We start from the raw sequence: 25230 nt of genomic DNA, 5'->3' as shown, positions 1-25230 counted from the left end.
TGCGGCTCTCTTGGGTCCGACCCCGCGCGACCGTATCGCCGACGAAAGGTTTACAGCAAGAGTCTTGAAACTCATAGCAAGGAGTTTCAGCGTCAATCTTGACGCGCCCGACGCGATCCCGCTCTCCTCGGCCTCCTGCCCGACGTGGAGAACGTGACCTGGGAGTTGGGGACGAACCGCCCGTACACGACGGGCGGTTCGTCCGGCTACACGACGAGCGACACCTGGAAGCAGTCCTCCGGGTTCAGCAGCTCGACTTCCCGGCGTAGATCGCCAGCGCCGTGTTCGAGCCCAGGGTGGCGGTGAACTGCCCCGCGGAGTTCACCGTCACCGTCGTGTTGCTCTGCACATTGCAGTACGTGCCCGCCGGCAGCGAGGTCTGGTACGTGCGGGTCTGCGACGAGGACTCGTGGTTGATCGCCACATAGCCCTTGCTGCCCCGGCCGAAGGCGATCCAGTTGTTGCCGTTGTCCCACCAGTTGGAGACGGCCTGGCCGCGTGTCGCGTTGCGGAAGGCGACCATGGACCTGATCTCCGGCCAGGCGTGCTGGCACTTCCAGCCGTCCTGCCAGCAGGCGTTGACCGTGCCCCCGTTGGGCGGGCCGGCGTCGGCGTCCGACCACTCGTAGCCGGAGTTGATGTCCGGGGCGCCGTAGGGCCAGGCGAGCATGAAGACGTTCGCCAGGGTGTAGTTCGCGCCGTCCTTGTAGTTCAGGGTGGAGCCGTTGCGTTCCGTGTCGTGGTTGTCCACGAAGACGCCCGCGGTCGAGCTGCTCAGGTAGCCCCAGCCCTCGCCGTAGTTGGTGAGGTACGCGAGCTTCTCGTTGTTGAAGACGCGCTTGAGGTCGTAGGCGTAGCGGAACTCCTGGACGTCTCCGTTGCCGGTGTACTCGCCAGGCTGGACGGCCTCGTTCGCGCCGTAGATGACCTCCTGCTTCCAGTAGACGGAGGGGCTGGTCAGGCGGCTCTTGATGTTCGCCAGGTCGGCGGCCGGGATGTGCTTGGCCGCGTCGATCCGGAAGCCGTCCACGCCGAGGGTGAGCAGGTCGTTCATATAGCCGGCGATGGTCTTGCGGACGTACTCCTCGCCGGTGTCCAGGTCGGCCAGGCCGACGAGTTCGCAGTGCTGGACGTTCCAGCGGTCGGAGTAGTTCGACACCTGCGAGGTGCAGTCGTCGAAGTCGGAGGAGGAGTAGAGGCCGGGGTAGTCGTACTTCGTGTACGACGAGCCGCCGGTGCCGGTGCCCGAACCCGCCGACATGTGGTTGATGACGGTGTCGGCCACGACCTTCACACCGGCCGCGTGGCAGGTGTTCACCATGTTCTGGAAGGCCGTGCGGTCGCCGAGACGGCCCGCGATCTTGTACGACACCGGCTGGTACGAGGTCCACCACTGCGAGCCCGGTATGTGCTCGGCGGGCGGGGAGACCTGGACGTATCCGTAGCCGGCGGGGCCGAGGGTGGTGGTGCACTCCTTGGCCACCGAGGCGTACTTCCACTCGAAGAGGACGGCGGTGACGTCCTTGGTGCCGGGCGGGGAGGCCGCGGCGGTGGTCGGGTTCATGCCAACCAGAGCGACGGCCGTGAGGGCGACCGCCGTGGGGAGGAATCTGCGTGCCATGTGGGGTCCTTCGACGTTGAAGGCAAAGTGGACCGCTGAAGGCGCTTGCTGAAATGTTTCAGCAAACTTGCGGTGACGCAGATGTTAAAGGCCCGCTGACCGAAAGGCAGCGGGCCGTTGTGAAGTTGATGCAAGAACTTTCAGACGGGGTGTCAGTCGGCCGACGTCCACCACACGGTCGTGTCGGCGGGCACCTTCGCCTCGCCGCCCGTCTCGGCCACCTCGCCGCTGCTGAGCAGGACGCGGCCGTACGCCGGTGTCGTCACCGACTCCGCCGTGGTGTTCGCCACGCAGACGAAGTCGCCCCGGCGGAACGCCAGGACGCCCTCCGGCGCGCGCAGCCACTCGACCGCGTCGCCCGCGCCCAGGTCGGGCCGCGACCGGCGCACGCTCAGCGCCGCGCGGTACAGCTCCAGCGTCGAGCCGGCGACACCGGTCTGCGCCTCGACGCTCAGCTCGGCCCACGTCGCCGGCTGGGGCAGCCAGCTGCCGCCGCTGCCGAAGCCGTAGGAGGAGCCCTCGCGGGTCCACGGGATCGGGACCCGGCAGCCGTCACGGAAGCCGTCCTGGCCGGCGCCCCGGAAGTACGCCGGGTCCTGGCGCACCTCGTCGGGCAGGTCCACCACGTCCGGCAGGCCCAGTTCCTCGCCCTGGTAGACGTACGCGGAGCCGGGCAGGGCCAGCATCAGCAGGGTGGCCGCGCGGGCGCGGCGCAGGCCCAGCTCGCGGTCGCCCGCGGTGCGGATCTGGGTGCCGAGGCCGGGCGGGTTGGCGAACCGGGTGGCGTGCCGGGTGACGTCGTGGTTGGACAGCACCCAGGTGGCCGGGGCGCCGACCGGGCGCATGGCCTCAAGGGTGCGGTCGATGACCTCGCGCAGCTCGGCCGCGTCCCACTCGGTGCTCAGGTACTGGAAGTTGAAGGCCTGGTGGAGTTCGTCGGGGCGGACGTAGCGGGCGGTGCGCTCGACGGTCGGCGTCCACGCCTCCGCCACGAAGATGCGCTCGCCCGCGTACTCGTCCAGGATCGTGCGCCACTGCCGGTAGATGGCGTGCACGCCGTCCTGGTCGAAGAACGGCATGACATCGTTGCCCAGCAGTTTGAGCTGGTCGTGGGAGCCGAGGTCGGGCAGTCCGTCGGCCTTGACCAGGCCGTGGGCGACGTCGATGCGGAAGCCGTCCACGCCCATGTCCAGCCAGAAGCGGAGGATGGAGCGGAACTCGTCGCCGACGGCGGGGTGGTTCCAGTTGAAGTCGGGCTGCTCGGGGGCGAAGAGGTGGAGGTACCACTCGCCGTCCGGGACCCGGGTCCAGGCCGGGCCGCCGAAGATGGACTCCCAGTCGTTGGGCGGCAGCTCGCCGCTCACGCCCTTGCCGGGGCGGAAGTGGTAGCGCTCGCGCAGCGGGGAGCCGGGGCCCTCGGCGAGGGCGCGCTTGAACCACTCGTGCTGGTCGGAGGAGTGGTTCGGGACGAGGTCCACGATGATGCGCAGGCCCAGCTCGTGGGCGTCGCGGATGAGCGCGTCGGCGTCGAGCAGGTTGCCGAACATGGGGTCGACGGCACGGTAGTCGGCGACGTCGTAGCCGGCGTCGGCCTGCGGGGAGGCGTAGAAGGGGCTGAGCCACACGGCGTCGACGCCGAGGTCGCGCAAGTACGGGAGTCGGGAGCGTACGCCTTCCAGGTCGCCCATGCCGTCGCCGTTGCTGTCGGCGAAGCTGCGCGGGTAGACCTGGTAGATGACCGCGTCCCGCCACCAGTCGCGGCGGTCGGCGACGGTGGCGGCGCAGTGGCGGGCCGGTGCGGCAGGGTGCTGCTGGCTCATGGCGTCCTTGATGCGTAAGGGATTTCGGGTCATGGCGTGGGTGCGCGGCAGGCCGGGGGCTTCTTGCGAGGCGGGCCGCGGTGATTGCGGGGTCGGATGGACACCGCGGCCCGCCTACCCGCGCGGTGAGGCGCGGGAGTCTCTCCGGTGGGCGTCAGCCCTTGGTGCCGCCGGCGGTGAGGCCGGTGACGAGGTTCTTCTGGACGAGGTAGAAGAAGACGGTCACGGGTATCGCGATCAGCACCGCGGTGGCGGCCATGTAGTTCCACTGGGCGTCGTGCTCGCTGACGAAGGTCTGCAGGCCGACGGCGAAGGTGTACTTGGAGTCGTCCAGCAGGAAGGTGGTCGCGAAGGCGACCTCGCCGACGGCGGTGATGAAGGTGTAGAAGGCGGCCACGGCCAGGCCCGGGCGGGCCAGCGGGAGGATGAGCCGGAAGAAGGTGCCGAAGGGGGTGAGCCCGTCCACGCGTCCGGCCTCGTCGATCTCGAAGGGGATGGTGTCGAAGTAGCCCTTGAGCAGCCAGGCGCTGTACGGCACGGCGGTGGTGGAGTTGATGAGGATCAGCGACCAGTAGGTGTCGATGAGGCCGAGTTCGCTGAAGATCTCGTACATCGGCACGATCAGGATGGCGATCGGGAAGGCCTGCGTGAGCAGCAGGACCCACATCAGCTGCTTGTAGCCGGGGAAGCGCATGCGGGAGACCGCGTAGCCGGTGGTGGCGGCGACGAGGACACCGATGACGGTGGTACCGAGGGCCACGATCATCGTCGACTTGAACCAGTCGAAGAAGCCGGTGTGCTGCAGCACGAAGCTGTAGTTGGAGAACGTCGCCCTGCCCGCGATCCGGGCCGGGTGCAGGTAGTCCTCCTTGTCCGGGCCGAGGGACAGGTAGAACAGCCAGGCCACCGGGGCCAGGGCGATGAGGCTCGCCACGACGAGGCCGCCGTGCAGCAGGGCGGCGCCCGCCGGGCCGCGCTCGCCGCGCCGGCGGACGCGGCGCCGGGGCGCGGGTGCGGGGGCCGGGGCGGTCTCGGTCTTGTCCAGGGTGGTGGTGCTCATGGCGGCGGCTCCTGCGGCGTCAGACGGCGAGCTGGTCATTGCGCTTCAGCCAGCGGAAGTAGAAGGAGGTGAAGACGGTGAGGATCGACAGCAGCAGCACGCCGTAGGCGGCGGACTGGGCGAAGTCGCGCGGCTGCTGGCCGAAGCCCAGTGCGTAGGCCCAGGTGACGAGGATCTGGGCGTCCGGGGCGGAGTTCTTGCCGAACAGCAGGAAGATGATGACGAACTGGTTGAACGTCCAGATGATGCCGAGCAGGACGACGGTGGAGCTGACCGAGCGCAGACCGGGCAGGGTGACGTGCCGGAAGCGCTGCCAGGCGGTCGCGCCGTCCATCTCGGCGGCCTCGTAGAGGGAGGAGTCGATCGACTGCAGGCCGCCGAGCAGGGACAGCATCATGAACGGCACACCGCACCAGGTGTTGACCATGATCGCGGCGAACCGCTGCCAGAAGGTGTCCTCCAGCCACTCGGGCTGGGGCAGGTGGAGCGCGCCGAGGATCTGGTTGAGCACGCCGGAGTCGGCGAGCATGATCCGCCAGGAGAAGACGGTGACGAAGGTCGGCACGGCCCAGGGCAGGACGAGCAGCAGCCGGTAGACGGTACGGCCGCGCAGCTTCTGGTTGAGCATGAGGGCGAGGCCGAGGCCGATGGTGTAGTGCAGGGCCACACAGGCGGCCGTCCAGAACACGGTCCACAGGAAGTGCGACCAGAACCGGTCGTACGCCGTCGGGCCGAACAGGATGTCCTGGTAGTTGTCGAGGCCGATGAACTTGTAGGTGGCGTCGATGTGGTTGACGCCGATCGTGCGCGCCGAGTTGAGGCTGTTGGCGTCGGTGAGGGTGAGGTACAAGCCCCGGGCGAGCGGGTAGCCCACGAGGACGCCGAGCACGACGACCACCGGGGCGATCATCGCGTAGGCGTACCAGTATTTCTGGAAGCCGTTCCTGATGCGCTGCCCCAGCCCGGGCCGAGGCGCGCGGTCACCGCGGCGCTTGCGGGTCGCGCGGTCGATGGCGACTGTCATGGTTCGACACCTTCAATGGTTCAAGGAGTTGGGCTGGGCACAGGGCGGTGGCCGCCGGATCCTTCCCCCCCTTCTCATACCGGGAGGATCCGACGGCCACGCGGGCTCACTTGCTGAAGTCCTGCACGAGCTTGGAGATGGCCAGCTCGGCGTTGCTCAGGCCCTTGTCCAGCGACTCCTTGCCGCTGGCGACCTTAGGCAGCTCGGTGTCGAGCGGACCCCACAGGGAGCTGTACTCGGCGAGCGCCGGGCGGGGCTGGGCGGCGGCGAGGACGCCCTGGTAGCCGGCGATGCCGGGGTCGGCCTTGACCTTGGCGGTGTAGGCGTCGGAGCGGGTGGGCAGGGTGGAGTTCTTCTCGGCGATGGTCTCCTGGGACTGCGCCGAGGTCATGAACTTCACGAACTTCAGGGCCGCTTCCTGGTGGGCCTTGTCCGAGCCGGCGTAGACCGAGAGGTTATGGCCGCCGGTCGGGGCGCCCGCCTTGCCGGCGGAGCCGGCCGGGACGGTGGCGATGCCGAGGTTGGACTTGTCCTTGAAGGCGCTGCCCTTGTAGAAGTTCGTGATCTCCCAGGGGCCCTGGATGATCGCGGCGACCTTGCCGTTGACGAACGCGTCCTGGATGTGGGCGTAGGCGTCGGCGGTGGCGTCGGCCTTGTGCAGGCCCTTGCCGGAGAACAGGCTCAGCCAGGTGCCGTAGCCCTTCTTGGCGGCGGCCGAGTTGACGGTGATCTTCTTGGCGGCGACGTCGACGGTGTCGGCGCCCTCGCCGTAGAGGAAGGTCTGGGCGTAGTAGGCCTGGGTGGAGCCCCAGTAGCCGTCGACCTTGGCCTTGTCCTTGATCTTGGCGGCGTCGGCCTTCAGCTCGTCCCAGGTCTTGGGGGCCTCGGTGATGCCGGCCTTCTTGAACAGGGCCTTGTTGTAGACCAGCGCGAGGGTGTCGGTGACCAGCGGGACGCCGTAGGTCTTGCCCTCGTACTGGGCCTGCTTGATCAGGTTCGGCTCGAACTTGCCCTGGTCGGCGAGGGCCTCGGTGCCGTCCAGCGGCAGGAAGAAGCTCTTCTTGGCGAAGGCGGGGGTCCAGCCGACCTCGGAGCGCAGCACGTCGGGCGCGCCCGTGGCGCCGGCCGCGGTGTCGAACTTGTTCTGCGCCTGGTCGAAGGGCACGTTGACGTACTTGACCTTGATGTTCTTGTTGGCGGCCTCGAACTGCTTGACCAGGGCCTTGTACGTCGGCGCCTCATTGGTGGCGTTGGAGGTGTCCCACCAGGTGATGGTGACCGGGCCGTCCGACTTCCCGCTGTCGCTCCCGCCGCACGCCGTCGCCGTCAGGGCGAGGGACGCCACCAGCGCGGAGGCCGCTATGCCACGCCGCATGAGTTCTCCTTGAGGGTTAAGCCCGAGTGGTACAGGGGGCGGAGCAGGTCCGCCCCTGCGACTTGCCGACTGCGCCGTTGCCGCGGCCGGGCGACTGGGAACGTAACAGCGATGTAAGCGTTGCGAAAGACCTTGCAGAAAAAAAGTGCAAGAGGACACGATGGTTACCCGGCCGTGACCGGGCCTCGACCGCGACGCAACCCAGTGGTGAAGGCGCTGAGCGGCGAGGACGACACTTGTGCAAGACTCTGCAAGCTCTTGCCACCATGATTCCGAGGGAGCGCGATGACGCAGCAACCCACGGCAGGCCGTGCGCCCGCCCGCGCCCGGCGTCCGGCCGGTGTGCAAGGGGACATACGACCGGTACAGTCCGGTGCCGTGACCACACGGCTTGCCGACATCGCTGCGCAGGCGGGGGTGAGCGAAGCGACCGTCAGCCGGGTCCTCAACGGGAAGCCGGGCGTCGCCGCCACCACCCGTCAGTCCGTGCTCGCCGCGCTGGACGTGCTCGGCTACGAGCGCCCGGTGCGGCTGCGGCAGCGCAGCGAGGGCCTGGTGGGCCTGATCACGCCGGAGCTGGAGAACCCGATATTCCCGGCCCTGGCCCAGGTCATCGGCCAGGCGCTGACCCGCCAGGGCTACACGCCGGTGCTCGCCACGCAGACCCCGGGCGGGTCCACCGAGGACGAGCTGACCGAGATGCTGGTGGACCGCGGGGTCGCCGGGATCATCTACGTCTCCGGGCTGCACGCGGACACCACCGCCGACATGCAGCGCTACGAGCGGCTGCGGGCGCAGGGCGTGCCGTTCGTGCTCGTGGACGGGTTCTCGCCGAAGGTGCAGGCGCCGTTCATCTCCCCCGACGACCGGGCCGCGATGACGCTCGCGGTGACGCATCTGGTGTCGCTGGGGCACACCCGGATAGGGCTCGCGCTCGGGCCCAAGCGGTTCGTGCCCGTGCAGCGCAAGATCGAGGGTTTCGTCCGGGCGATGCAGGACCAGCTGGGGCTCCCCGCCGAGACCGTCGAGACCGAGCTGATCCAGCACTCGCTGTATACGCTGGAGGGCGGTCAGGCGGCGGCGACGGCGCTGATCGAGCGGGACTGCACGGCGGTGGTCTGCGCCAGCGACATGATGGCGCTGGGTGCGATACGGGCGGCCCGGCAGCGGGGTCTTGAGGTGCCCCGGCACGTGTCGGTGGTCGGCTTCGACGACTCCCCGCTGATCGCCTTCACCGACCCGCCGCTGACCACGGTCCGCAAGCCGGTCCCGGCGATGGGGCAGGCGGCGGTGCGCACGCTGCTGGAGGAGATCGGCGGGACACCGGCGCCGCACAGTGAGTTCGTGTTCATGCCGGAGCTGGTGGTGCGTGGTTCGACCGCTTCGGCACCGCATGTCCTCCGTACGTCGTAGAAGGTGCGCTGCGGACCCAACCTTGGGATGATCGGCCGAGGAAGCCTTTTCTGGCAGACTCTGTGCCTATGAGTGACTCGACCGTGACAGAGCCGGAAGGTCGCGAGGAGGTGGCCGTTCCGCGGACCGACACGGGCGAGGGCAGAGGGGGTCCTCTGGACCGGCTGCGACGCCCGCGCCGGCCTCGGCTGTGGTTCGAGATCCTTCTGATCGCGGTGAGTTACTGGACGTACTCACTGATCCGCAACGCCGTGCCGGAGCAGCGGGGCAAGGCGCTGCGGAACGCGGACTGGATCTGGCGCGTCGAGCACGGGCTGGGCGTCGCCGTGGAGCAGTCGGTCAACCACGCCGTGAACTCGGTGCCTTGGCTCATCGTCGGGATGAACTACTACTACGCCACCCTGCACTTCGTCATCACGCTCGGTGTGCTGGTGTGGCTGTACCGGTGGCATCCCGGCCGGTACGCGGCGACCCGGCTGGTGCTGTTCGCGACCACGGGCGTGGCCCTGGTCGGCTACTACCTGTTCCCGCTCGCCCCGCCCCGGCTGATGCGCGGGGGGCATTTCGTGGACACCGTGATGGTGCACCACACCTGGGGTTCGATGGCCTCCGGCGACCTCAAGCACATGTCGAACCAGTACGCGGCGATGCCGTCGATGCACATCGGCTGGTCGCTGTGGTGCGGGGTGACGATCTTCGCGCTGGCGTCGGTGCCCTGGGTGCGGGTGCTGGGGCTGCTGTATCCGACGGCCACCCTGCTGGTGATCGTTGCCACGGCCAACCACTTCTGGCTGGACGCGGTGGGCGGAGTGCTCTGCCTGTCCTTCGGGTTCACGGTGGCCCGGGTCTGGTACGGCAGCCTGCCGTACCGGCTGCCGAGGGTGGTGCCGGCCCGGGCCCCCGCGCCGGCTCAGGCCCTGTCGCCGTAGAACAGCTCCTCCACCACCGTGCGCGCCCGGCGGGTGGTCCGGCGGTACGCGTCCAGCATGTCGCCGGCGTGCCCGGCGCCGTAGCCCAGGTAGCGGCCGACGGCGGCCAGCTCGCGAGGCTCGGTGGGGAAGGTGTCCCCGGCCCGGCCGCGGACCAGCATGACGGCGTTGCGCACCCGGGTGGCCAGCACCCACGCCTCGTCCAGGATCTCCGCGTCCACGGCGGACAGCAGCCCGGCCTCCCGGGCGGCGGCCAGGGCCTGGCGGGTGCGGGTGGTGCGCAGGCCGCCCTCGCGGTGGGCGTGGCGCAGCTGGAGCAGCTGGACGGTCCACTCGACGTCGGACAGGCCGCCCGGGCCGAGCTTGGTGTGCAGCTTGGGATCGGCGCCGCGCGGCAGCCGCTCGGACTCCATACGGGCCTTCAGGCGGCGGATCTCCCGGACGGCGTCGTCCGTGAGGCCCTGCCGGGGGTAGCGCAGCGGGTCGATCAGTTCCATGAAGCGCCGGCCCAGGTCCTCGTCGCCCGCGAACGGCTCGGCCCGCAGCAGCGCCTGGGACTCCCAGACCAGGGACCAGCGGCGGTAGTACGCCTCGTACGACTTCAGGGTGCGCACCAGCGGGCCCGACTTGCCCTCCGGGCGCAGGCCGGCGTCGATGAGCAGCGGCGGGTCGGCGCTGGGCAGCTGGAGCAGCCGGCGCATCTCGGCGACGACCTTGCCCGCGGCGGCGGACGCCTCGTGCTCGTCCACACCGTCCTGGGGTTCGTGGACGAACAGCACGTCGGCGTCGGAGCCGTAGCCCAGCTCGTGGCCGCCGAAACGGCCCATCCCGATGATCGCGAACCGGGTGGGCAGGGTGTCGCCCCAGCCGTCCCGGACGACCGCGCGCAGGGTGCCGGCGAGGGTGGCGGCGGTGAGGTCGGAGACGGCCGCGCCGACCCGGTCCACCAGGGCGCCCTGATCGGCCTCGGCGGGGCTGGTCTCGGTGCCGTAGGAGCCGACGATGTCGCCGGCGGCGGTACGGAACAGCTCGCGGCGGCGGACGCCGCGGGCCGCGGTGACGCCCTGCGCGGCGTTCTCCGCGCGGCCCACGGCCGCAAGGATCTCCTGCTCCAGCTGGGCGCGGTCGCGGGGGGCCAGGCCACCGCCCTCGGCGGCCGGGCCCGCGCCGGTGCCGTCGCCGAGGAGGGCCACCGCCTCGGGGGCGCGCATGAGCAGGTCGGGCGCGAGGCGGCCCGCCGACAGGACCCGGGCCAGGTTCTCCGCGGCTGCGCCCTCGTCGCGCAGCAGGCGCAGGTACCACGGGGTCTTGCCGAGCGCGTCGGAGACCTTGCGGAAGTTCAGCAGGCCGGCGTCCGGGTCGGCGGAGTCGGCGAACCAGCCGAGCAGGACCGGCAGGAGGGTGCGCTGGATCGCCGCCTTGCGGGTCACGCCGGAGGCCAGGGCCTCCAGGTGGCGCAGGGCGGCGGCCGGGTCGGCGTAGCCGAGGGCCTCCAGGCGTTCGCGGGCCGCCTCGGCGCTGAGCCGGGCCTCGCCGGGGGCGAGCTGGGCGACCGCGTCGAGCAGCGGACGGTAGAAGAGCTTCTCGTGCAGCCTGCGGACGACGCCGGTGTGCCGGCGCCACTCGCGGTTCAGCTCCGCGACCGGGTCGGTGCGCAGGCCCAGGGAGCGGCCGAGGCGCCGCTGGTCCGCCTCCGCCACCGGGACGAGGTGGGTGCGGCGCAGCCGGTACAGCTGGATGCGGTGCTCCATGGAGCGCAGGAAGCGGTACGCCTCGTCCAGGCGGGCGGCGTCCTCGCGGCCGACGTAGCCGCCGGCGGCGAGGGCCTGCAGGGCGTCCAGGGTGGTGCCGCTGCGGAGGGCGGGGTCGGTACGGCCGTGCACCAACTGGAGGAGCTGGACGGCGAACTCCACGTCGCGCAGGCCGCCCGGGCCCAGTTTGAGTTCGCGGTCGATCTCGGACGCGGGGATGTTCTCGACCACGCGGCGGCGCATCTTCTGGACGTCCGCCACGAAGTTCTCCCGCTCCGCCGCCGTCCAGACCATGGGTTCCAGCGCGTCGACGTACGCCCGGCCGAGGTCCGCGTCCCCGGCCACCGGGCGGGCCTTGAGGAGGGCCTGGAACTCCCAGGTCTTCGCCCAGCGTTGGTAGTAGGCGAGGTGGCTGCTGAGGGTGCGGACGAGGGGGCCGTTGCGGCCCTCGGGGCGGAGGTTGGCGTCCACGGGCCAGATGGAGCCCTCGACCGTCGTCTCGGAGCAGATCCGCATCAGGTGTGAGGCGAGTTTCGTCGCGGATCTGAGGGCCTGGGGTTCGGGGGTGCCGCCGGCCGGCTCCGCCACGAAGATCACGTCCACGTCCGAGACGTAGTTCAGCTCGTGGCCGCCGCACTTGCCCATGGCGATCACCGCGAGACGGCAGGCGGCGGTGTCCTCGGGTGCGGCGCGTTCGGCCAGGGCCAGGGCCGTGCGGAGGGTGGCGGTGGCCAGGTCGGCGAGTTCCGCGGCCGTCTGGGCGACGTCCGTGGTGCCGCAGACGTCGCGGGCGGCGATGGAGAGCAGGCAGCGGCGGTAGGCGACGCGGAGGCCGACCGGGTCGGCGGCGTCGGCCAGGCCGCGTTCGAACTCCGTGACGCCCGGGTGGAGGTCCTCCGGCTCGTACATGACCAGGGCCTGCCAGTCGCTGGGGTGGCGGGCCAGGTGGTCGGTGAGGGCGGCGGAGGCGCCGAGGACGCCCAGGAGGCGGTCGCGCAGGGGCTTGGCCGCGATGAGGGTGTCCAGCAGGGCGCGGTGGGCGGTGGGGTCGGGCTGGGCCTCCAGGAGGCGGACCAGGCCGTGCAGGGCGAGGTCGGGGTCGGCGGTGGCACCCAGGGCCTCCAGGAGGACCGGGTCGTCGCGGACGGGGCCCAGCTCGGGGCCGTCCAGGAGACGCTCGGCCGCGGAGGGGTCCGTGAAGCCGTGTCGCAGCAGACGGGTGAAGGTACTGCTCCTGCGCCCCGGCGTCATCTCCGCGGCCTCCCCTCGGATCTTCAGTCGTCCTGGCCAGAGCCTAACCGGAGGGGGCGGGAGTGGGGGTGATGGCTTGGGTGGGGGTGGCTTGGGCGGGGGGGGGTGGCTTGGGTGGGTGCGTTGCGGTGTGTGGGTGCGTTGCGGTCCGTGGGCGCCTTGCGGTGCGTGGGCGCCTTGCGGTGCGTGGGCGCCTTGCGCCTGCGGTGCGTTGTGGAGTCGGTGCCGCGCCGGGCAGTGTCCGTCCTCGGTCCGGCGCCCTGTCCGCGGTGCGTTGCCGGAGTTCGCGCCGGCCGCTGCGGGCGGACACCGCCCGGCACGTCCCCTTCCCGCCGTACGCGGCTGCTCCGTTCGTTCATCGCCTCTTCACCCGTGAGGTTGGCCGGCGTGGGGCCGGGGAATGTTGGCGTGTGCATGCTCTGTCCGCACCGCCAGCCGTCCATCCTTACCCGGAGGTTGATGTGTCCGGCAGTTCCGTGTATCGCCGTGCCCGCGCCGTCGTGGCGTCCGCGGCGGCCCTCGCCGCAGCCGCCGTCGGGCTGTGGACCGGGCTCGGCGAGGGGTCCGCGCACGCCGCGGGCGCCGTCCCCAGCCCGGACCACGTCGTCGTCGTGGTCTTCGAGAACCATGCCTACAGCCAGGTCATCGGTTCCTCCAGCGCGCCGTACATCAACTCGCTGAAGACGGGAGGTGCCAATCTCACCCAGTCGTACGCCGAGACCCATCCGAGCCAGCCGAACTACTTCGCGATGTTCTCCGGCTCGACGCAGGGCATCACCGACGACAGCTGCTACACCCCGGGCTTCTCGTCGGCGCCCAACCTCGCCTCCGAGCTGATCGCCGCCGGGCGCAGCTGGGCCAGCTACAACGAGTCGCTGCCGAGTCAGGGGTCGACCACGTGCAGCAGCGGGAACTATGCCCGGAAGCACAATCCGTGGTTCGGGTTCAGCAATGTGCCGACGTCGAGTGCCAAGACGTTCGCGCAGTTCCCGACCGACTACACGACGCTGCCGCAGCTCTCGTTCGTCGTGCCGAACCTGTGCAGCGACATGCACGACTGCTCGGTGTCCACCGGTGACACCTGGCTGAAGAACAACCTGGGCGCCTACGCGACCTGGGCCAAGACCCACAACAGCCTGCTCGTCGTCACCTTCGACGAGGACAACCGGCTGAGCGGGAACCGGATTCCGACGGTGCTCTACGGGCAGCCCGTGACCGCCGGGTCCAGCTCCTCGACCACGTACAACCACTACGACCTGCTGCGCACCCTGGAGGACACCCAGGGTCTGACGACGCACGCGGGCAACGCGGCCTCCGCCAAGGACATCACCGGCGTCTGGGCGTCCTGACGTGTACGTAGCGGACAGCCGTGCGTCCGCTCATGGTGCCGTCCGGCCTCGTGCCGGGCGGCGCCGTGCCGCGGTCGCGCCCACGGTGCTCGCGCTGGGGACGGTGAGCCTGGTCACCGACGTGTCGTCGGAGATGGTGACGGCGGTGCTGCCGCTGTACCTGGTGACCGGGCTGGGCCTGTCCCCGCTGGGCTTCGGACTGCTGGACGGGATCTACAACGGGTTCTCGGCGCTCGTACGCCTCGTGGGCGGGCACTTCGCCGACCGGGGCGGCGGGCGGCACAAGTGGGTGGCCGGGCTGGGGTACGGCATCTCGGCCGTGTGCAAGCCGCTGCTGCTGGCGGCCCACTCGCTGACGCCGATCGGGGTCGTGCTCGCCGTCGACCGGACGGGGAAGGGGCTGCGGACGGCTCCGCGCGACGCGCTGATCTCCCTGTCGAGCACGCCCGAGACGCGGGGGCGGGCGTTCGGGGTGCACCGGGCGATGGACACGGCCGGGGCGCTGCTCGGGCCGCTGGTGGCGTTCCTGATCCTGCGGGCCACCGTGGACGGGTACGACGCGGTGTTCACCGTCAGCTTCTGTGTCGCGGTGCTGGGCGTCCTGGTGCTGGTCCTGTTCGTGCCGGGCGGGCGGCGTGACGCGGTGCGGGACGAGCGGCCGACGGTCCGTGCGGCTCTCACCCTGCTGCGCGGCCGTGACCTGCGCCGGATCACCGTCTGCGCGTTGCTGCTGGGCCTGGCCACGGTCAGCGACTCCTTCGTCTACCTGCTGCTCCAGCGCCGGCTGGGCGTGCCCGACCGCTGGTTCGCGCTGCTGCCCCTGGGGACGGCCGCCGCGTTCCTGCTGCTGGCGGTGCCGCTCGGCCGGCTCGCGGACCGGGTGGGCCGCTGGGCCGTCTTCCTGGCCGGTCACGGCGCGCTGCTCGCCGTGTACGTCCTGCTGCTCACCTCGTGGCACGGTCCGGGCCTGCCGTACCTCGTGCTCGCCCTGCACGGCGGCTTCTACGCGGCCACCGACGGGGTGCTGATGGCCGCCGCCTCGGACAGCGTGCCTCAGACGCTGCGTTCGTCGGGGCTGGCCGTCGTACAGACCGGGCAGGCGCTGACGCGGTTCGCCTGCTCGCTGCTGTTCGGCGCGGCCTGGACGGTGTGGGGCGACCGGGCGGCGCTCGCGGGGGCGGCGGTGGCGCTGGCCGCGTGTGCCGCGTTCTCCCTCACCCTGCGCCCGAAAAGGACGGTGCCCGCATGACCGTACGCAATCGAGTGCTGATCCTGGTCTCGGCCGTCGCCGTGCTGGCGGCGGTCGGGCTCGCCTCCGTGCTGCACGCGTCCGCGCGGGCGGACCGGCGTGACCACGAGCAGGCGGGCGGGCCGCGCGTCACGTCGGGGAAGGTGACGCTGACCGGGTCCGGGCGGCTGGTCTTCCGGAACATGGCGTGGGGGCCGCACCGGGACGAGCTGACGTCCGTACCGGCCGGCGATCCGTCGGGCCCGCGTACCGCCTCAGGACTCAAGTGCCTGCGGTTCCACGCCGCTTCGGGCACCGGAGTGTGCCTGCAGGCCGTGCACGGGCCGGTCTCGGACACCTACCGCGCGGTGATCCTGGACGCGCGTCTGCGGACCGTCGACCGCTACGACGTGCCGGGCATCCCTTCCCGGGCGCGGGTCTCCCCCACCGGGCACTTCGCCGCGTGGACGGCGTTCGTGGGCGGTGACTCGTACGCCGGGACGGACTTCTCCACGCGCACGGCGATCGTGGACACGCGCAGCGGTGCGCTGATCCCGTCGCTGGAGGCCTTCCGGATCGTGCGGGACGGGCGTCCGTACCGGGCCGCGGACGTCAACTTCTGGGGCGTGACGTTCGCGGACGACGACCGCACGTTCTACGCGACGCTCGCCACGAAGGGGCGGACCTACCTGGTCCGCGGCGACCTGCGCGACCGCACGGTCACGACCCTGCACACCAACGTGGAGTGCCCGTCCCTGTCCCCGGACGGCACCCGGGTCGCCTACAAGAAGCGGGTCGAGGGCCTGTCGAAGGACGCGCCCTGGCGCCTGTACGTCCTGGACCTGCGCACGCTGCGGGAGACCCCGCTCGCCGGGTCGCGGAGCGTGGACGACCAGGCGGTGTGGAAGGACACCCACACACTCGTGTACGCGCTGCCCGGGGACTACGGCGCCGATCTGTACGAGGTCCCGGCGGACGGGTCGGGGCGGGCGCGCCTGATCGCCGCGTCCGCGGTCTCACCGGCCTATCTGCCGTGAGGTCCGGTGCTCGGACGTGATCAGCATCACCGACGGGGGCAGCTCGGCGGCGCCCCGGATGCGGTCATCGCCGACCGTGACGCGGACCACGCGCAGCCCGGGCAGAGCCGCGAGCGGTGCGATGTCGATGTCTCCTTCCGCGCTCATGTCCCCCGTGAGCGTGCAGTCGGTCATGCCGGGAAACGCCCGGGGCAGGAGGTGCACCGCCGCCTGGAGGGTCCGGTCGCCGCCGCCACCGACCAGGACGAGCGAGGTGACGTCCGCCAGGACCGTGGCCGACGGCAGTGTCTCCAGCCAGGAGGCGTTGAGCTTGATGTCGGCCAGGCCGGGCATGCGGCTCAGCTCCTCCCAGTCCTCGGCCGAGGCCGGGTTGGACGCGGAGTTGAGGTGGAGCGAGCGCAGGGTGTGGACACCGGCCAGACCCCGCAGGCCGTGCTCGGGCCTCATCTCGCCCTCCAGCCACAGGCTGTGCAGCGAGGCGTGCGCGGGAAGGTCCTCCGGGGACCATGAGCTGCCCGGACGGCCGCGCAGCGTCAGATGCCCCAGTCGGGGCAGCTGTGCGAGCGGGCTCAGGTCGGCATCGGGGCCGGGGCACGTCAGGACGAGGAGTTCCAGCGGGAGTCCGGCGAGCGCGGAGATGTCCGCCAGCGCCGGGCAGTCGTCGATGATGAGCAGGTTCAGGCCGGTCTGCCCGGCCAGGAACCCCAGATCGCGTGCGGAGGCGTTGGCCAGGGTCAGTTCGGTGAGCCTGTTGCGGGAGGTGTACGCGGTGACGGCTTCCATGGAGACGCCGTTGCGGAGGTCCAGGCGGTCCGGCCGGAGGCCCAGGCGGTCCAGCTCGCGCAGCTGTGCGTCGGACTGGATCGTGTAGTCGAGCCCGGCCGGGTCGAGGCGCGTGATGATCTCGTCGGCGTACTGGGTGCAGTCGAAGCGCGACCAGGCCCACATGAGCTGGGCACGGACCGGATGGTAGGGGTGGGCGGCGAACCGGGCCAGGAAGGGCAGGGCGGCGTCGGACTTCACGTGGGACGCGGCGACGACCACATGGAAGGCGGCCAGGTCGTCCAGCTTCTCCGGGCCGGGCAGCAGGCCGAGGATCAGCGGGCCGACCTCTGCCAGGGCGCGGGCCTCCTCCGGGCTCTCCGGCGGGATGAGCGTGGCGGTGCGCCGCTCCACGGCCTCTCTGACGGACGGCGCGAGGGAGGTGGCGTGCTCCAGGCAGGCGGCCGCGAGGAGATAGACGCGCGCCTGGGTCCGTTTGTCGGGGGTCGTGTCACCGAGAGCCAGCAGGGCCCGGAAGATCGTCTCCCGTTCGCGGGGGCGGCCCAGTGCCACCGCCATGCCGATGACGTCCTCCCACTGGTCGTCGGCGGCGTGGCCGGCGAGCAGGCCGAAGTCGCCTTCCTCCACGGCGGCCCGTGCGCCCAGGAAGTCCTGGAAGGTGCGGTGGATGAAGTCCACGGTGTCCGGGGCCGGTTCGCGCAGCAGGCCGCTGCGGTTGAGGAAGTAGCCGAAGACGGCCGGCGCGTCTCCGAGGGCCGCCGCTTCGGGGACCGCCGGCAGGGCCCGGCCGATGATGGTCTCGGCGCGCGACCGGTCCATCTCCGTGCGGCCGTTCTTGATGAGCCAGTAGGCGAGCCGTTGCAACAGATCCAGCTGCGGTTCCTCCCGCAGGTCTGGGACGGCCATGTCGCGCTCGCGGTCACGGCGGCTCAGCAGCATGGACAGCGCGGCCTCGTAGAGGTCCTTGCGGCCCTGCGGGAGATAGCCGTGCCGGTCGCGGTGCAGGGCACAGATCAGCCCGCACATCAGGGGGTTGGTGGCCAGCCGCCCGAGGTCCGGCTTGGTACGGACGGCCGTGAGGAGCTGCTGCTCGTACCGGTCGAGGCCGGCGTCGTCGGTGCCGGTGCGTGCCGCCCGGTGCCACCGTCTGACGAAGGTGGCGATGTCGGCGGGGCTCATCGGGGACAGCGTCAGCTCCGTGAAGTCGTCCTCGGCGAGCCAGTTCTCGGCCACGGCGGGCGGACGGGAGGTGACCAGCCAGCGGTTGCCACCGTCGTAGGTCTCGACCAGGTCCCGCAGCCATGTGCGGGTGCGCTCGCGCTCGGCGTCGGGGACCTCGTCGATGCCGTCGACAAGGATCAGGCCCCGGCCCGCGGCGAGGACCCGGTTCTCCCATCCGGCGGGCTGGCTGCCGGCCAGCGGGCAGCCGACGGCGCTCAGGAAGTCCTTCGGCGCGGGCAGCGCCTCACCGTGCCGGGTGAGGGTGCGCAGCGGCAGCACGAACGGTATGCGGTCCTGGAGATACGCCGTGTGCTCGGGGACGTCCTGCCGGGCGGCCGTGACGGCGAGCCACTGCACGAGGGTGCTCTTGCCCGAGCCGGCCTCGCCGCGCAGCAGAATGCGGGGGCTGTCGGCCAGTGCCTGGTCGGCGGGCCGGTGGCCATGGGCTTCGGACGGCAGACGGTCGGGGAGGCTCCTGAGCAGCTCGACGGCGGTCACGGCGCCGGGGTACGAGTTCGTGACCAGCAGCTGTTGCGTCCTGTCGGTCTTCAACAGGTGGCCCAGTGCCGCACGCAGCGCCCATTCTTCGCCGCGACCGCTCACCCGGTCGGCGTACGTGCGGTGGGCCGACGGGTGGAGAGCCAGGAGCGTTCCGGGCGTCACGTCGGAGTCGACGAGCCCGGCGACCTCCTTGATCCACTCGGCCGCCGCCGACAGAGACGGCTCCGACGGCGTCGCCTCCAGACTGAGGTACGCGACGTCCAGCGGCCATCGCCTCGGCGTGTGGTTGAGGTCGATGCCGTAGATCGTGAGCTTGCCGTGCTTCTTGGCCACGTACGCCAGGTAGTCCCGCTCGAAGGCGGCGTCCTCGCCACCGGGCAGCGGGTTGCGCCGGATCAGCTCGTCCACCTTGGCGGTGAGGGAGTCCAGCGCACGCGTCTGCTCGACCAGCGTGTGGGCGACGAAGGTCGAGCGCTGGGTGAAGAAGTGCAGGATGTGCAGGCACGCCGAGTCGAGCAGGCGCTCGTAGAAGTGGGCGGCGTCCGTGGACAGTTCACGCTCGGGGTGGCGGGCGGCGCGCCGTAGCTCACGGGCGAAGGCCTCGTGGCCGAGGCGGACGGCGTCGAGGTCGGTGAGGGTGAGGTCACCGAGAGCGTGCAGGGTGAGGGAGAGGGCCTCGATGACGGCCTGCCGCTCGTCGCCGGCGACCGCCGGTTCGCCGGTGCGCAGGGCCTGCTCGACCAGCTTGGCGGCCAGGCCACGGAGGTCGGACGCGGTGAGGCTGCGTTTCTCTCCCGTGAAGGAGACGTACCCGGAGATCCGGATCGGTTTGTCGACCAGGCCCGCGCCGGGACCCTCGGTGACGAACAGCTTCTTGATCAGCGGGCCGATGACGGCCGAGGCGAGGCGGATGCCGATGGTCGCGGGTTCCACAGGTGCCCTTCTCTTCGCAACTGCCCCTCGTCACAGTGATCGTAAGGCGTGTCGACCGGGGCGGGGGCCTGTTCGGGCCAAGCCGGGATTCGGGTCAGGCCAGGGTTCGGGTCAAGCCGGGGTTCCGGGTTTCCGTCATCACGGTGATTCGCCGTCCCGGGCTGCCGGGGCTGTGGGGGGACGCGCCGAGACTTTCCGGGGCGGCGGCCGGAGGGTCGCCGGGAAGGCGAGGGTGCGGGATGGCCGACAGCAGGATCCTGGTCGCGGTACCGGAGCATCCGCGCGCCGAGGGCGCCGGGGCCGAGCAGTTGCGGAAGATCCGGGACGCGGTGGAGGCGGACGGCTTCGGGGTGCGCTGGGCGGTCAGCGCCGGGGACGCGGACGCAGTGCTGCGGACCGAGGCGGGGCTGGCCGCGGCGCTGGTCGCCTGGGAGCTGCCCGGGGACGGGTGGACCGCCAAGGACGGTCCCGGGGCCGCGCTCGCCGACGGGGGTTCCGGTGGGGCGGCCGTGCTGCGGCGGATCGGGCGGCGGTTCCGGGATCTGCCGGTGTTCCTGGTCATGGCCGAGGAGGGGGTGCGGGAGCTGCCACTGTGGGTGTCGGAGACGGTCGTCGGGTACGTGTGGCCGCTGGAGGACACCCCGGGGTTCATCGCGGGCCGGATCACCAGCGCCGCCCGCGCCTACCGGGAGGACGTGCTGCCGCCGTTCTTCCGGGCGCTGCGCCGCTTCGACGACGCCCACGAGTACTCCTGGCACACCCCGGCCCACTCCGGTGGCGTCGCCTTCCTCAAGTCGCCCGCGGGGCGCGCCTTCCACGACTACTTCGGCGAGCGGCTGCTGCGGTCCGACCTGTCGATCTCGGTGGAGGAGCTGGGCTCGCTGTTCGAGCACACCGGTCCGATCGGGGAGGCGGAGCGCAACGCGGCCCGGGTCTTCGGCGCCGACCTGACCTACTTCGTGCTGCACGGCGACTCCACCTGCAACCGGCTGGTGGGTCACTTCAGCGTCACCCGTGACGAGCTGGCCCTGGTGGACCGCAACTGCCACAAGTCGGTGCTGCACGGGCTGGTCGTCTCCGGCGCCCGGCCGGTCTATCTGGTGCCCACGCGCAACGGGTACGGCCTCGCCGGGCCGCTGCCGCCGGCCGAGCTGGCGGCGGACTCGATCGCGGCCCGGATCGCCGCGCACCCGCTCGCCGAGGGCGCCGTCTCGCGCGATCCGCAGTACGCCGTGTTCACCAACTCCACGTACGACGGCCTGTGTTACGCCGCAGTGCCGGCCGCGCGGGCGCTCGCGGCCAGCACGCCCCGGGTGCACTTCGACGAGGCGTGGTTCGCGTACGCCCGCTTCCATCCGCTGTACCGGGGCCGGTACGGCATGTCGGTGGACGCGGACGCCTTCCCCGGCCCGGACCGGCCGACGGTGTTCGCGACCCAGTCCACGCACAAGCTGCTGGCCGCGCTGTCCCAGTCGGCGATGGTGCATGTGCGGCCCGCGCCGCGTGCGCCGGTGGAGCACGACCGGTTCAACGAGGCACTGATGATGCACGGCACCACGTCACCGCTGTACCCGATGATCGCCTCGCTGGACGTGGCGACCGCGATGATGGACGGACCGCAGGGCGAGTGGCTGCTGGACGAGGCGGTGACCGAGGCGATCCGCTTCCGGCAGGAGATGGTGCGGCTGGCGCGGCGGGTGGCGAGCGCCGGGGACCGGCCGCCGTGGTTCTTCGGCGTCTGGCAGCCGGAGGAGGTCACCGACCCGGCGACGGGCGAACGGCTGCCCTTCGAGGACGCCCCGCCGGAGCTGCTGCGCACCGAGCAGTCCTGCTGGCTGCTGGAGCCGGGCGCCGCCTGGCACGGCTTCCCGGGGCTGACCGAGGGGCACTGCATGCTGGACCCGGTCAAGGTCACGCTGACCTGCCCCGGCGTCACCGCCACCGGCGAGATGGCCGAGGAGGGCATCCCCGCGCGCGTCCTGACCGCTTATCTGGCCACCCGGAACATCGTGGTCGAGAAGACGGACAGCTACACCACGCTGATCCTGTTCTCCATGGGCATCACGAAGGGCAAGTGGGGCACGCTGCTGGACGCCCTGATGGACTTCAAGGCCCTGTACGACGCCGACGCCCCGCTCGACCGTGTCCTCCCGGAGGCGGTCGCCGCGCACCCGCGCCGCTACTCCGGCCTCACCCTGCGCCAGCTGTGCCGGGAGATGCACGACCAGCTGCGCTCGGCGCGCCTGGTGGAGCTGCTGGACACGGCGTTCCAGCAGCTTCCGGAGCCGGTGCACCCGCCCCAGCACTGCTATCAGCGTCTGGTGCGGGGCGGCACGGAGCGCGTTCGGATCGCCGACGCGGCGCACCGGGTGGCGGCGGCGATGGTCACGGTCACCCCGCCCGGCATCCCGGTCCTCATGCCGGGCGAGTCCACCGGCACGCCCGACGGCCCCCTCCTGCGCTACCTCACCGCCCTGGAGACCTTCGACCGCCGCTTCCCGGGCTTCCGCAGCGAGACCCACGGCGTGACGATCGACGAGGACAGCGGGGACTACGGGATCGAGTGCCTGCGCCGGGAGTGACCCGGAAGCCCGCTCCGACCTGCGTTTACAGCACCGGCAGGTTCTTCCGCAGCTCGAACGCCGTGACCTCGCTGCGGTACTCGTGCCACTCCGCGCGCTTGTTGCGCAGGAAGAAGTCGAAGACGTGTTCGCCGAGGGTGTCGGCGACCAGGTCGCTGCGTTCCATGAGGGTGAGGGCCTCGCCGAGGTTCTGCGGGAGGGGTTCGATGCCCATCGCGCGGCGCTCGGCGTCGGAGAGGGCCCAGACGTCGTCCTCGGCGCCCGGCGGGAGTTCGTAACCCTCCTCGATGCCCTTCAGGCCCGCCGCCAGGAGGAGGGCGTAGGCCAGGTACGGGTTGGCGCCGGAGTCCAGGGAGCGGACCTCGACGCGGGCCGAGCCGGTCTTGCCGGGCTTGTACATCGGGACGCGGACCAGGGCGCTGCGGTTGTTGTGGCCCCAGCAGATGTAGGAGGGGGCCTCGCCGCCGGCGCCCGCCGTGCGCTCGGAGCCGCCCCAGATGCGCTTGTAGGAGTTCACCCACTGGTTGGTGACCGCGGAGATCTCGGCGGCGTGCTTGAGCAGGCCCGCGATGAAGGAGCGGCCGACCTTGGAGAGCTGGTACTCGGCGCCGGACTCGTAGAACGCGTTCCGGTCGCCCTCGAAGAGGGAGAGGTGCGTGTGCATGCCGGAGCCGGGGTGCTCGGAGAAAGGCTTCGGCATGAAGGTCGCCTGGACGCCCTGCTCCAGGGCCACCTGCTTCATGACCAGGCGGAACGTCATGATGTTGTCGGCCGTGGAGAGCGCGTCGGCGTAGCGCAGGTCGATCTCCTGCTGGCCGGGGGCGCCCTCGTGGTGGGAGAACTCCACCGAGATGCCCATGGACTCCAGCATGGTGATCGCCTGGCGGCGGAAGTCCATGCCGACGTTGGTCGGGGTGTGGTCGAAGTAGCCCGAGTTGTCGGCGGGGGTGGGGCGGGAGCCGTCCAGCGGGCGGTCCTTCAGCAGGAAGAACTCGATCTCGGGGTGGGTGTAGAAGGTGAAGCCCAGGTCGGAGGTGCGGGCCAGGGCGCGCTTGAGCACGTAGCGCGGGTCCGCGAAGGACGGGGAGCCGTCCGGCATGAGGATGTCGCAGAACATGCGGGCCGTGCCGGGGGTCTCCGCGCGCCACGGCAGCACCTGGAAGGTGGACGGGTCCGGCTTGGCGATCATGTCGGACTCGTAGACCCGGGCGAAGCCCTCGATGGCGGAGCCGTCGAAGCCGATGCCCTCGTCGAAGGCCTGCTCCAGCTCGGCGGGGGCCACGGCGACGGACTTGAGGAAGCCCAGCACGTCCGTGAACCACAGGCGTACGAACCGGATGTCGCGCTCCTCCAAGGTCCGGAGCACGAACTCCTGCTGCTTGTCCATCTTCCGCTTCCCCATCCTTGCTGGTCAGGCCGCCTGTCCCTGGCACCGCGGGAGGCGGTCGGGCACCTGAGCATCCCACCACAACACCATTTCACGCGCGTTGCGGACCGTGATCGCCCGAGCGTCTTCGCCCTGAACGCCTCTCGTACGGCAGGTGTACTGCGCTCTCGCCCATCTTGCCTGCTCGCACCGACATCCGTAATGGCCGATCCGCTTCCGCCGTGACCGACACCACCCCCGTTGAAATTTGCATCTCAGATGCAAGTTTCCATAGCGTGCCGATCAGCCCGAGTCCTCCGAGGAGTCCCGATGCTGACCGAGCAGTCCGCAGCCACCGTCCGCGCCACCCTGCCCGCCGTCGGAGCGGCCATCGGCGAGATCACCGAGCGCTTCTACACGCGCCTCTTCACCGCCCACCCCGACCTGCTCCGCAACCTCTTCAACCGCGGCAACCAGGCGGCCGGCACCCAGAGGCAGGCCCTCGCCGGCTCGATCGCCGCCTTCGCCACGCACCTGCTGGACCACCCGGACCAGCGGCCGGACGCGATGCTCGCCCGCATCGCCCACAAGCACGCCTCCCTCGGCGTGGCCCCCGAGCAGTACGACGTCGTCCACGAGCACCTCTTCGCCGCCATCGCCGAGGTCCTCGGCGAGGCCGTCACGCCCGAGGTGGCCGCCGCCTGGGACGAGGTGTACTGGCTGATGGCGAACGCGCTCATCGCGATCGAGAAGCGGCTGTACGAGGAGAGCGGCGGCCCGGGCCCGCGCGACTTCCGGGTCGAGGAGCGCATCGAGGAGACCCCGGACGTCGTCACCTTCCGGCTGCGGCCGGCCGACGGGGGCCCGGTGGCCGCCTTCCGCGCCGGTCAGTACGTCTCGGTCGGCGTCACCCTGCCCGACGGCGCCCGGCAGATACGGCAGTACAGCCTGACCGGAGCCCCCGGCGAGGCGGTGCGCCAGATCAGCGTCAAGCGCGTACAGGGCGACGCGACGCCCGACGGCGAGGTCTCGAACCACCTCCACGCGCGCGTGCGCCCCGGCGACGTCCTGGAGCTGTCCGAGCCGTACGGCGACCTCGTCCTCTCCGGCGAGCCGGACACCCCCCTGCTGCTCGCCTCGGCCGGCATCGGCGTGACCCCGATGATCGCGATGCTGGCCGACCTCGCGGCCGGCGGCCACCGTGCCCCGGTCACCGTCGTCCACGGCGACCGCTCCCCCGCCGACCACGCCCTGCGCACCGACCACACTGCCTACGCCGGCAAGCTGCCCGGCGCCTCCGTGCACTTCTTCTACGAGCGCGACGCCGAGCCCGGCACCCGGACCGGCCTGGTCGACCTGGCGGACACCGCCGTCCACCCCGGCACGCGCGCGTACCTGTGCGGCCCGCTGCCCTTCATGCGCGCGGTCCGCGCCCAGCTGATCGAGAAGGGCGCGGCCCCGGCGGACATCCACTACGAGGTGTTCGGCCCGGACCTGTGGCTGGCCCAGGGTTAGCCTCGGCCCTCTCCTGCCGGCCTCCGCGCGATGCCCAGCAGCAGCGGGCCGGTCGGGTCGGCCACGATCTCGGAGAGCGTGACCGGGTCCAGCGCGGCGAAGAACGCCTCCTGGGCCCGGCGCAGGGCCCCGCGGAGCCGGCACCCGGAGTTCAGCGGGCAGGGGGTCGCGCCCTCGCACTCGACCACGTCCCCGTCGCCCTCGAAGGTCCGCACGACCGCGCCCACCGACGCCGTACGCCCCCGCTCCGTGAGCGCCAGGCCCCCGCCCCGGCCGCGGCGGGCGTCGACCAGGCCCAGATGCTGGAGTTCGGCGACGACCTTCGCGGCGTGCGTGTAGGGCACGTCCATGTCGGCGGCGACCTGGCGGGTCGTGGGCGTGGTGCCGGCGGCGACCGCGAGTCGCATCAGGACGCGCAGGGCCAGGTCGGTGGAGCGCAGCAGCCGCATACCGCGAGGGTAGGTAATGCGC

The 25230-nt window shown here is 71.3% G+C and carries 16 protein-coding genes; 7 read left to right on the top strand and 9 right to left on the bottom strand.

The genetic code is table 11. The features are described from left to right. Positions 1-244 precede the first annotated feature (244 nt). The 5 genes from ABZ937_RS30960 to ABZ937_RS30940 all read right to left on the bottom strand — a co-directional run bounded on the left by ABZ937_RS30960 (position 245) and on the right by ABZ937_RS30940 (position 6900). Entirely contained in the window at positions 245-1621 is a 1377-nt protein-coding gene (locus tag ABZ937_RS30960; protein ID WP_361696644.1) for an alpha-amylase family protein, read from the bottom strand. Between the two features lie 152 nt (positions 1622-1773). Further along, complete coding sequence (locus tag ABZ937_RS30955) at positions 1774-3441, bottom strand: glycoside hydrolase family 13 protein (RefSeq protein ID WP_361696643.1); 1668 nt, start codon at positions 3439-3441, stop codon at positions 1774-1776. A gap of 154 nt (positions 3442-3595) precedes the next feature. Further along, positions 3596-4501 carry an ABC transporter permease subunit gene (locus ABZ937_RS30950; protein ID WP_361696642.1) on the bottom strand — a complete coding sequence of 302 codons (906 nt, stop codon included), beginning with the start codon at positions 4499-4501 and terminating at the stop codon, positions 3596-3598. A gap of 19 nt (positions 4502-4520) precedes the next feature. Next, positions 4521-5525: a sugar ABC transporter permease gene (locus ABZ937_RS30945; protein ID WP_361696641.1), complete on the bottom strand. Its 1005-nt coding sequence runs from the start codon at positions 5523-5525 to the stop codon at positions 4521-4523. 106 nt (positions 5526-5631) lie between these two features. Next, positions 5632-6900 carry an extracellular solute-binding protein gene (locus tag ABZ937_RS30940; RefSeq protein WP_361696640.1) on the bottom strand — a complete coding sequence of 423 codons (1269 nt, stop codon included), beginning with the start codon at positions 6898-6900 and terminating at the stop codon, positions 5632-5634. Between the two features lie 378 nt (positions 6901-7278). Between ABZ937_RS30940 and ABZ937_RS30935 the strand changes: the two genes are divergently transcribed. Further along, positions 7279-8313, top strand: coding sequence for a LacI family DNA-binding transcriptional regulator (locus ABZ937_RS30935; protein WP_361696639.1), 1035 nt, complete (start codon positions 7279-7281; stop codon positions 8311-8313). 68 nt (positions 8314-8381) lie between these two features. Next, the gene (locus tag ABZ937_RS30930) at positions 8382-9242 is read left to right on the top strand and encodes a phosphatase PAP2 family protein (RefSeq protein ID WP_361696638.1); all 861 of its coding nucleotides are present in this window, start codon (positions 8382-8384) and stop codon (positions 9240-9242) included. Here ABZ937_RS30930 and ABZ937_RS30925 read toward each other — a convergent pair. Beyond that, entirely contained in the window at positions 9224-12244 is a 3021-nt protein-coding gene (locus tag ABZ937_RS30925) for a bifunctional [glutamine synthetase] adenylyltransferase/[glutamine synthetase]-adenylyl-L-tyrosine phosphorylase (protein ID WP_361696637.1), read from the bottom strand. The two genes, ABZ937_RS30930 and ABZ937_RS30925, sit on opposite strands and share 19 nt — an antisense overlap. A gap of 461 nt (positions 12245-12705) precedes the next feature. Between ABZ937_RS30925 and ABZ937_RS30920 the strand changes: the two genes are divergently transcribed. Genes ABZ937_RS30920 through ABZ937_RS30910 form a run of 3 tightly spaced genes read left to right on the top strand, consistent with a single transcriptional unit; the run spans position 12706 to position 15858 of the window. After that, positions 12706-13593, top strand: coding sequence for an alkaline phosphatase family protein (locus ABZ937_RS30920; protein ID WP_361696636.1), 888 nt, complete (start codon positions 12706-12708; stop codon positions 13591-13593). Position 13594: 1 nt separating this feature from the next. Beyond that, entirely contained in the window at positions 13595-14842 is a 1248-nt protein-coding gene (locus ABZ937_RS30915) for an MFS transporter (RefSeq protein WP_361696635.1), read from the top strand. Continuing rightward, a complete protein-coding gene (locus tag ABZ937_RS30910; protein WP_361696634.1) occupies positions 14839-15858 on the top strand; it encodes a TolB-like translocation protein in 1020 nt (339 codons plus the stop codon). The genes ABZ937_RS30915 and ABZ937_RS30910 overlap by 4 nt, the downstream gene beginning before the upstream one ends. On the opposite strand, the gene ABZ937_RS30905 is transcribed toward ABZ937_RS30910, so the two are convergent. After that, on the bottom strand, positions 15838-19296 hold the full coding sequence (locus ABZ937_RS30905) for an NACHT domain-containing protein (protein ID WP_361696633.1): 3459 nt from the start codon (positions 19294-19296) through the stop codon (positions 15838-15840). The genes ABZ937_RS30910 and ABZ937_RS30905 overlap by 21 nt on opposite strands. Before the next feature lie 239 nt (positions 19297-19535). Between ABZ937_RS30905 and ABZ937_RS30900 the strand changes: the two genes are divergently transcribed. After that, positions 19536-21878: an Orn/Lys/Arg decarboxylase N-terminal domain-containing protein gene (locus ABZ937_RS30900; RefSeq protein ID WP_361696632.1), complete on the top strand. Its 2343-nt coding sequence runs from the start codon at positions 19536-19538 to the stop codon at positions 21876-21878. Positions 21879-21903: 25 nt separating this feature from the next. Here the strand turns inward: ABZ937_RS30900 and glnA are convergent, their stop codons facing one another. After that, positions 21904-23265, bottom strand: a complete 1362-nt coding sequence (gene glnA, locus ABZ937_RS30895; protein WP_361696631.1) for a type I glutamate--ammonia ligase — start codon at positions 23263-23265, stop codon at positions 21904-21906. A gap of 309 nt (positions 23266-23574) precedes the next feature. Between glnA and ABZ937_RS30890 the strand changes: the two genes are divergently transcribed. Continuing rightward, positions 23575-24759, top strand: a complete 1185-nt coding sequence (locus ABZ937_RS30890; RefSeq protein WP_361696630.1) for a globin domain-containing protein — start codon at positions 23575-23577, stop codon at positions 24757-24759. Here the strand turns inward: ABZ937_RS30890 and ABZ937_RS30885 are convergent. Then, a complete protein-coding gene (locus ABZ937_RS30885; protein WP_361696629.1) occupies positions 24756-25208 on the bottom strand; it encodes an Rrf2 family transcriptional regulator in 453 nt (150 codons plus the stop codon). The two genes, ABZ937_RS30890 and ABZ937_RS30885, sit on opposite strands and share 4 nt — an antisense overlap. Positions 25209-25230: the final 22 nt, after the last annotated feature.

This window comes from Streptomyces sp. NPDC046727, assembly GCF_040645635.1.
Taxonomy (GTDB): Bacteria; Actinomycetota; Actinomycetes; order Streptomycetales; family Streptomycetaceae; genus Streptomyces.
This window is presented reverse-complemented; position numbering and strand designations above follow the sequence as displayed.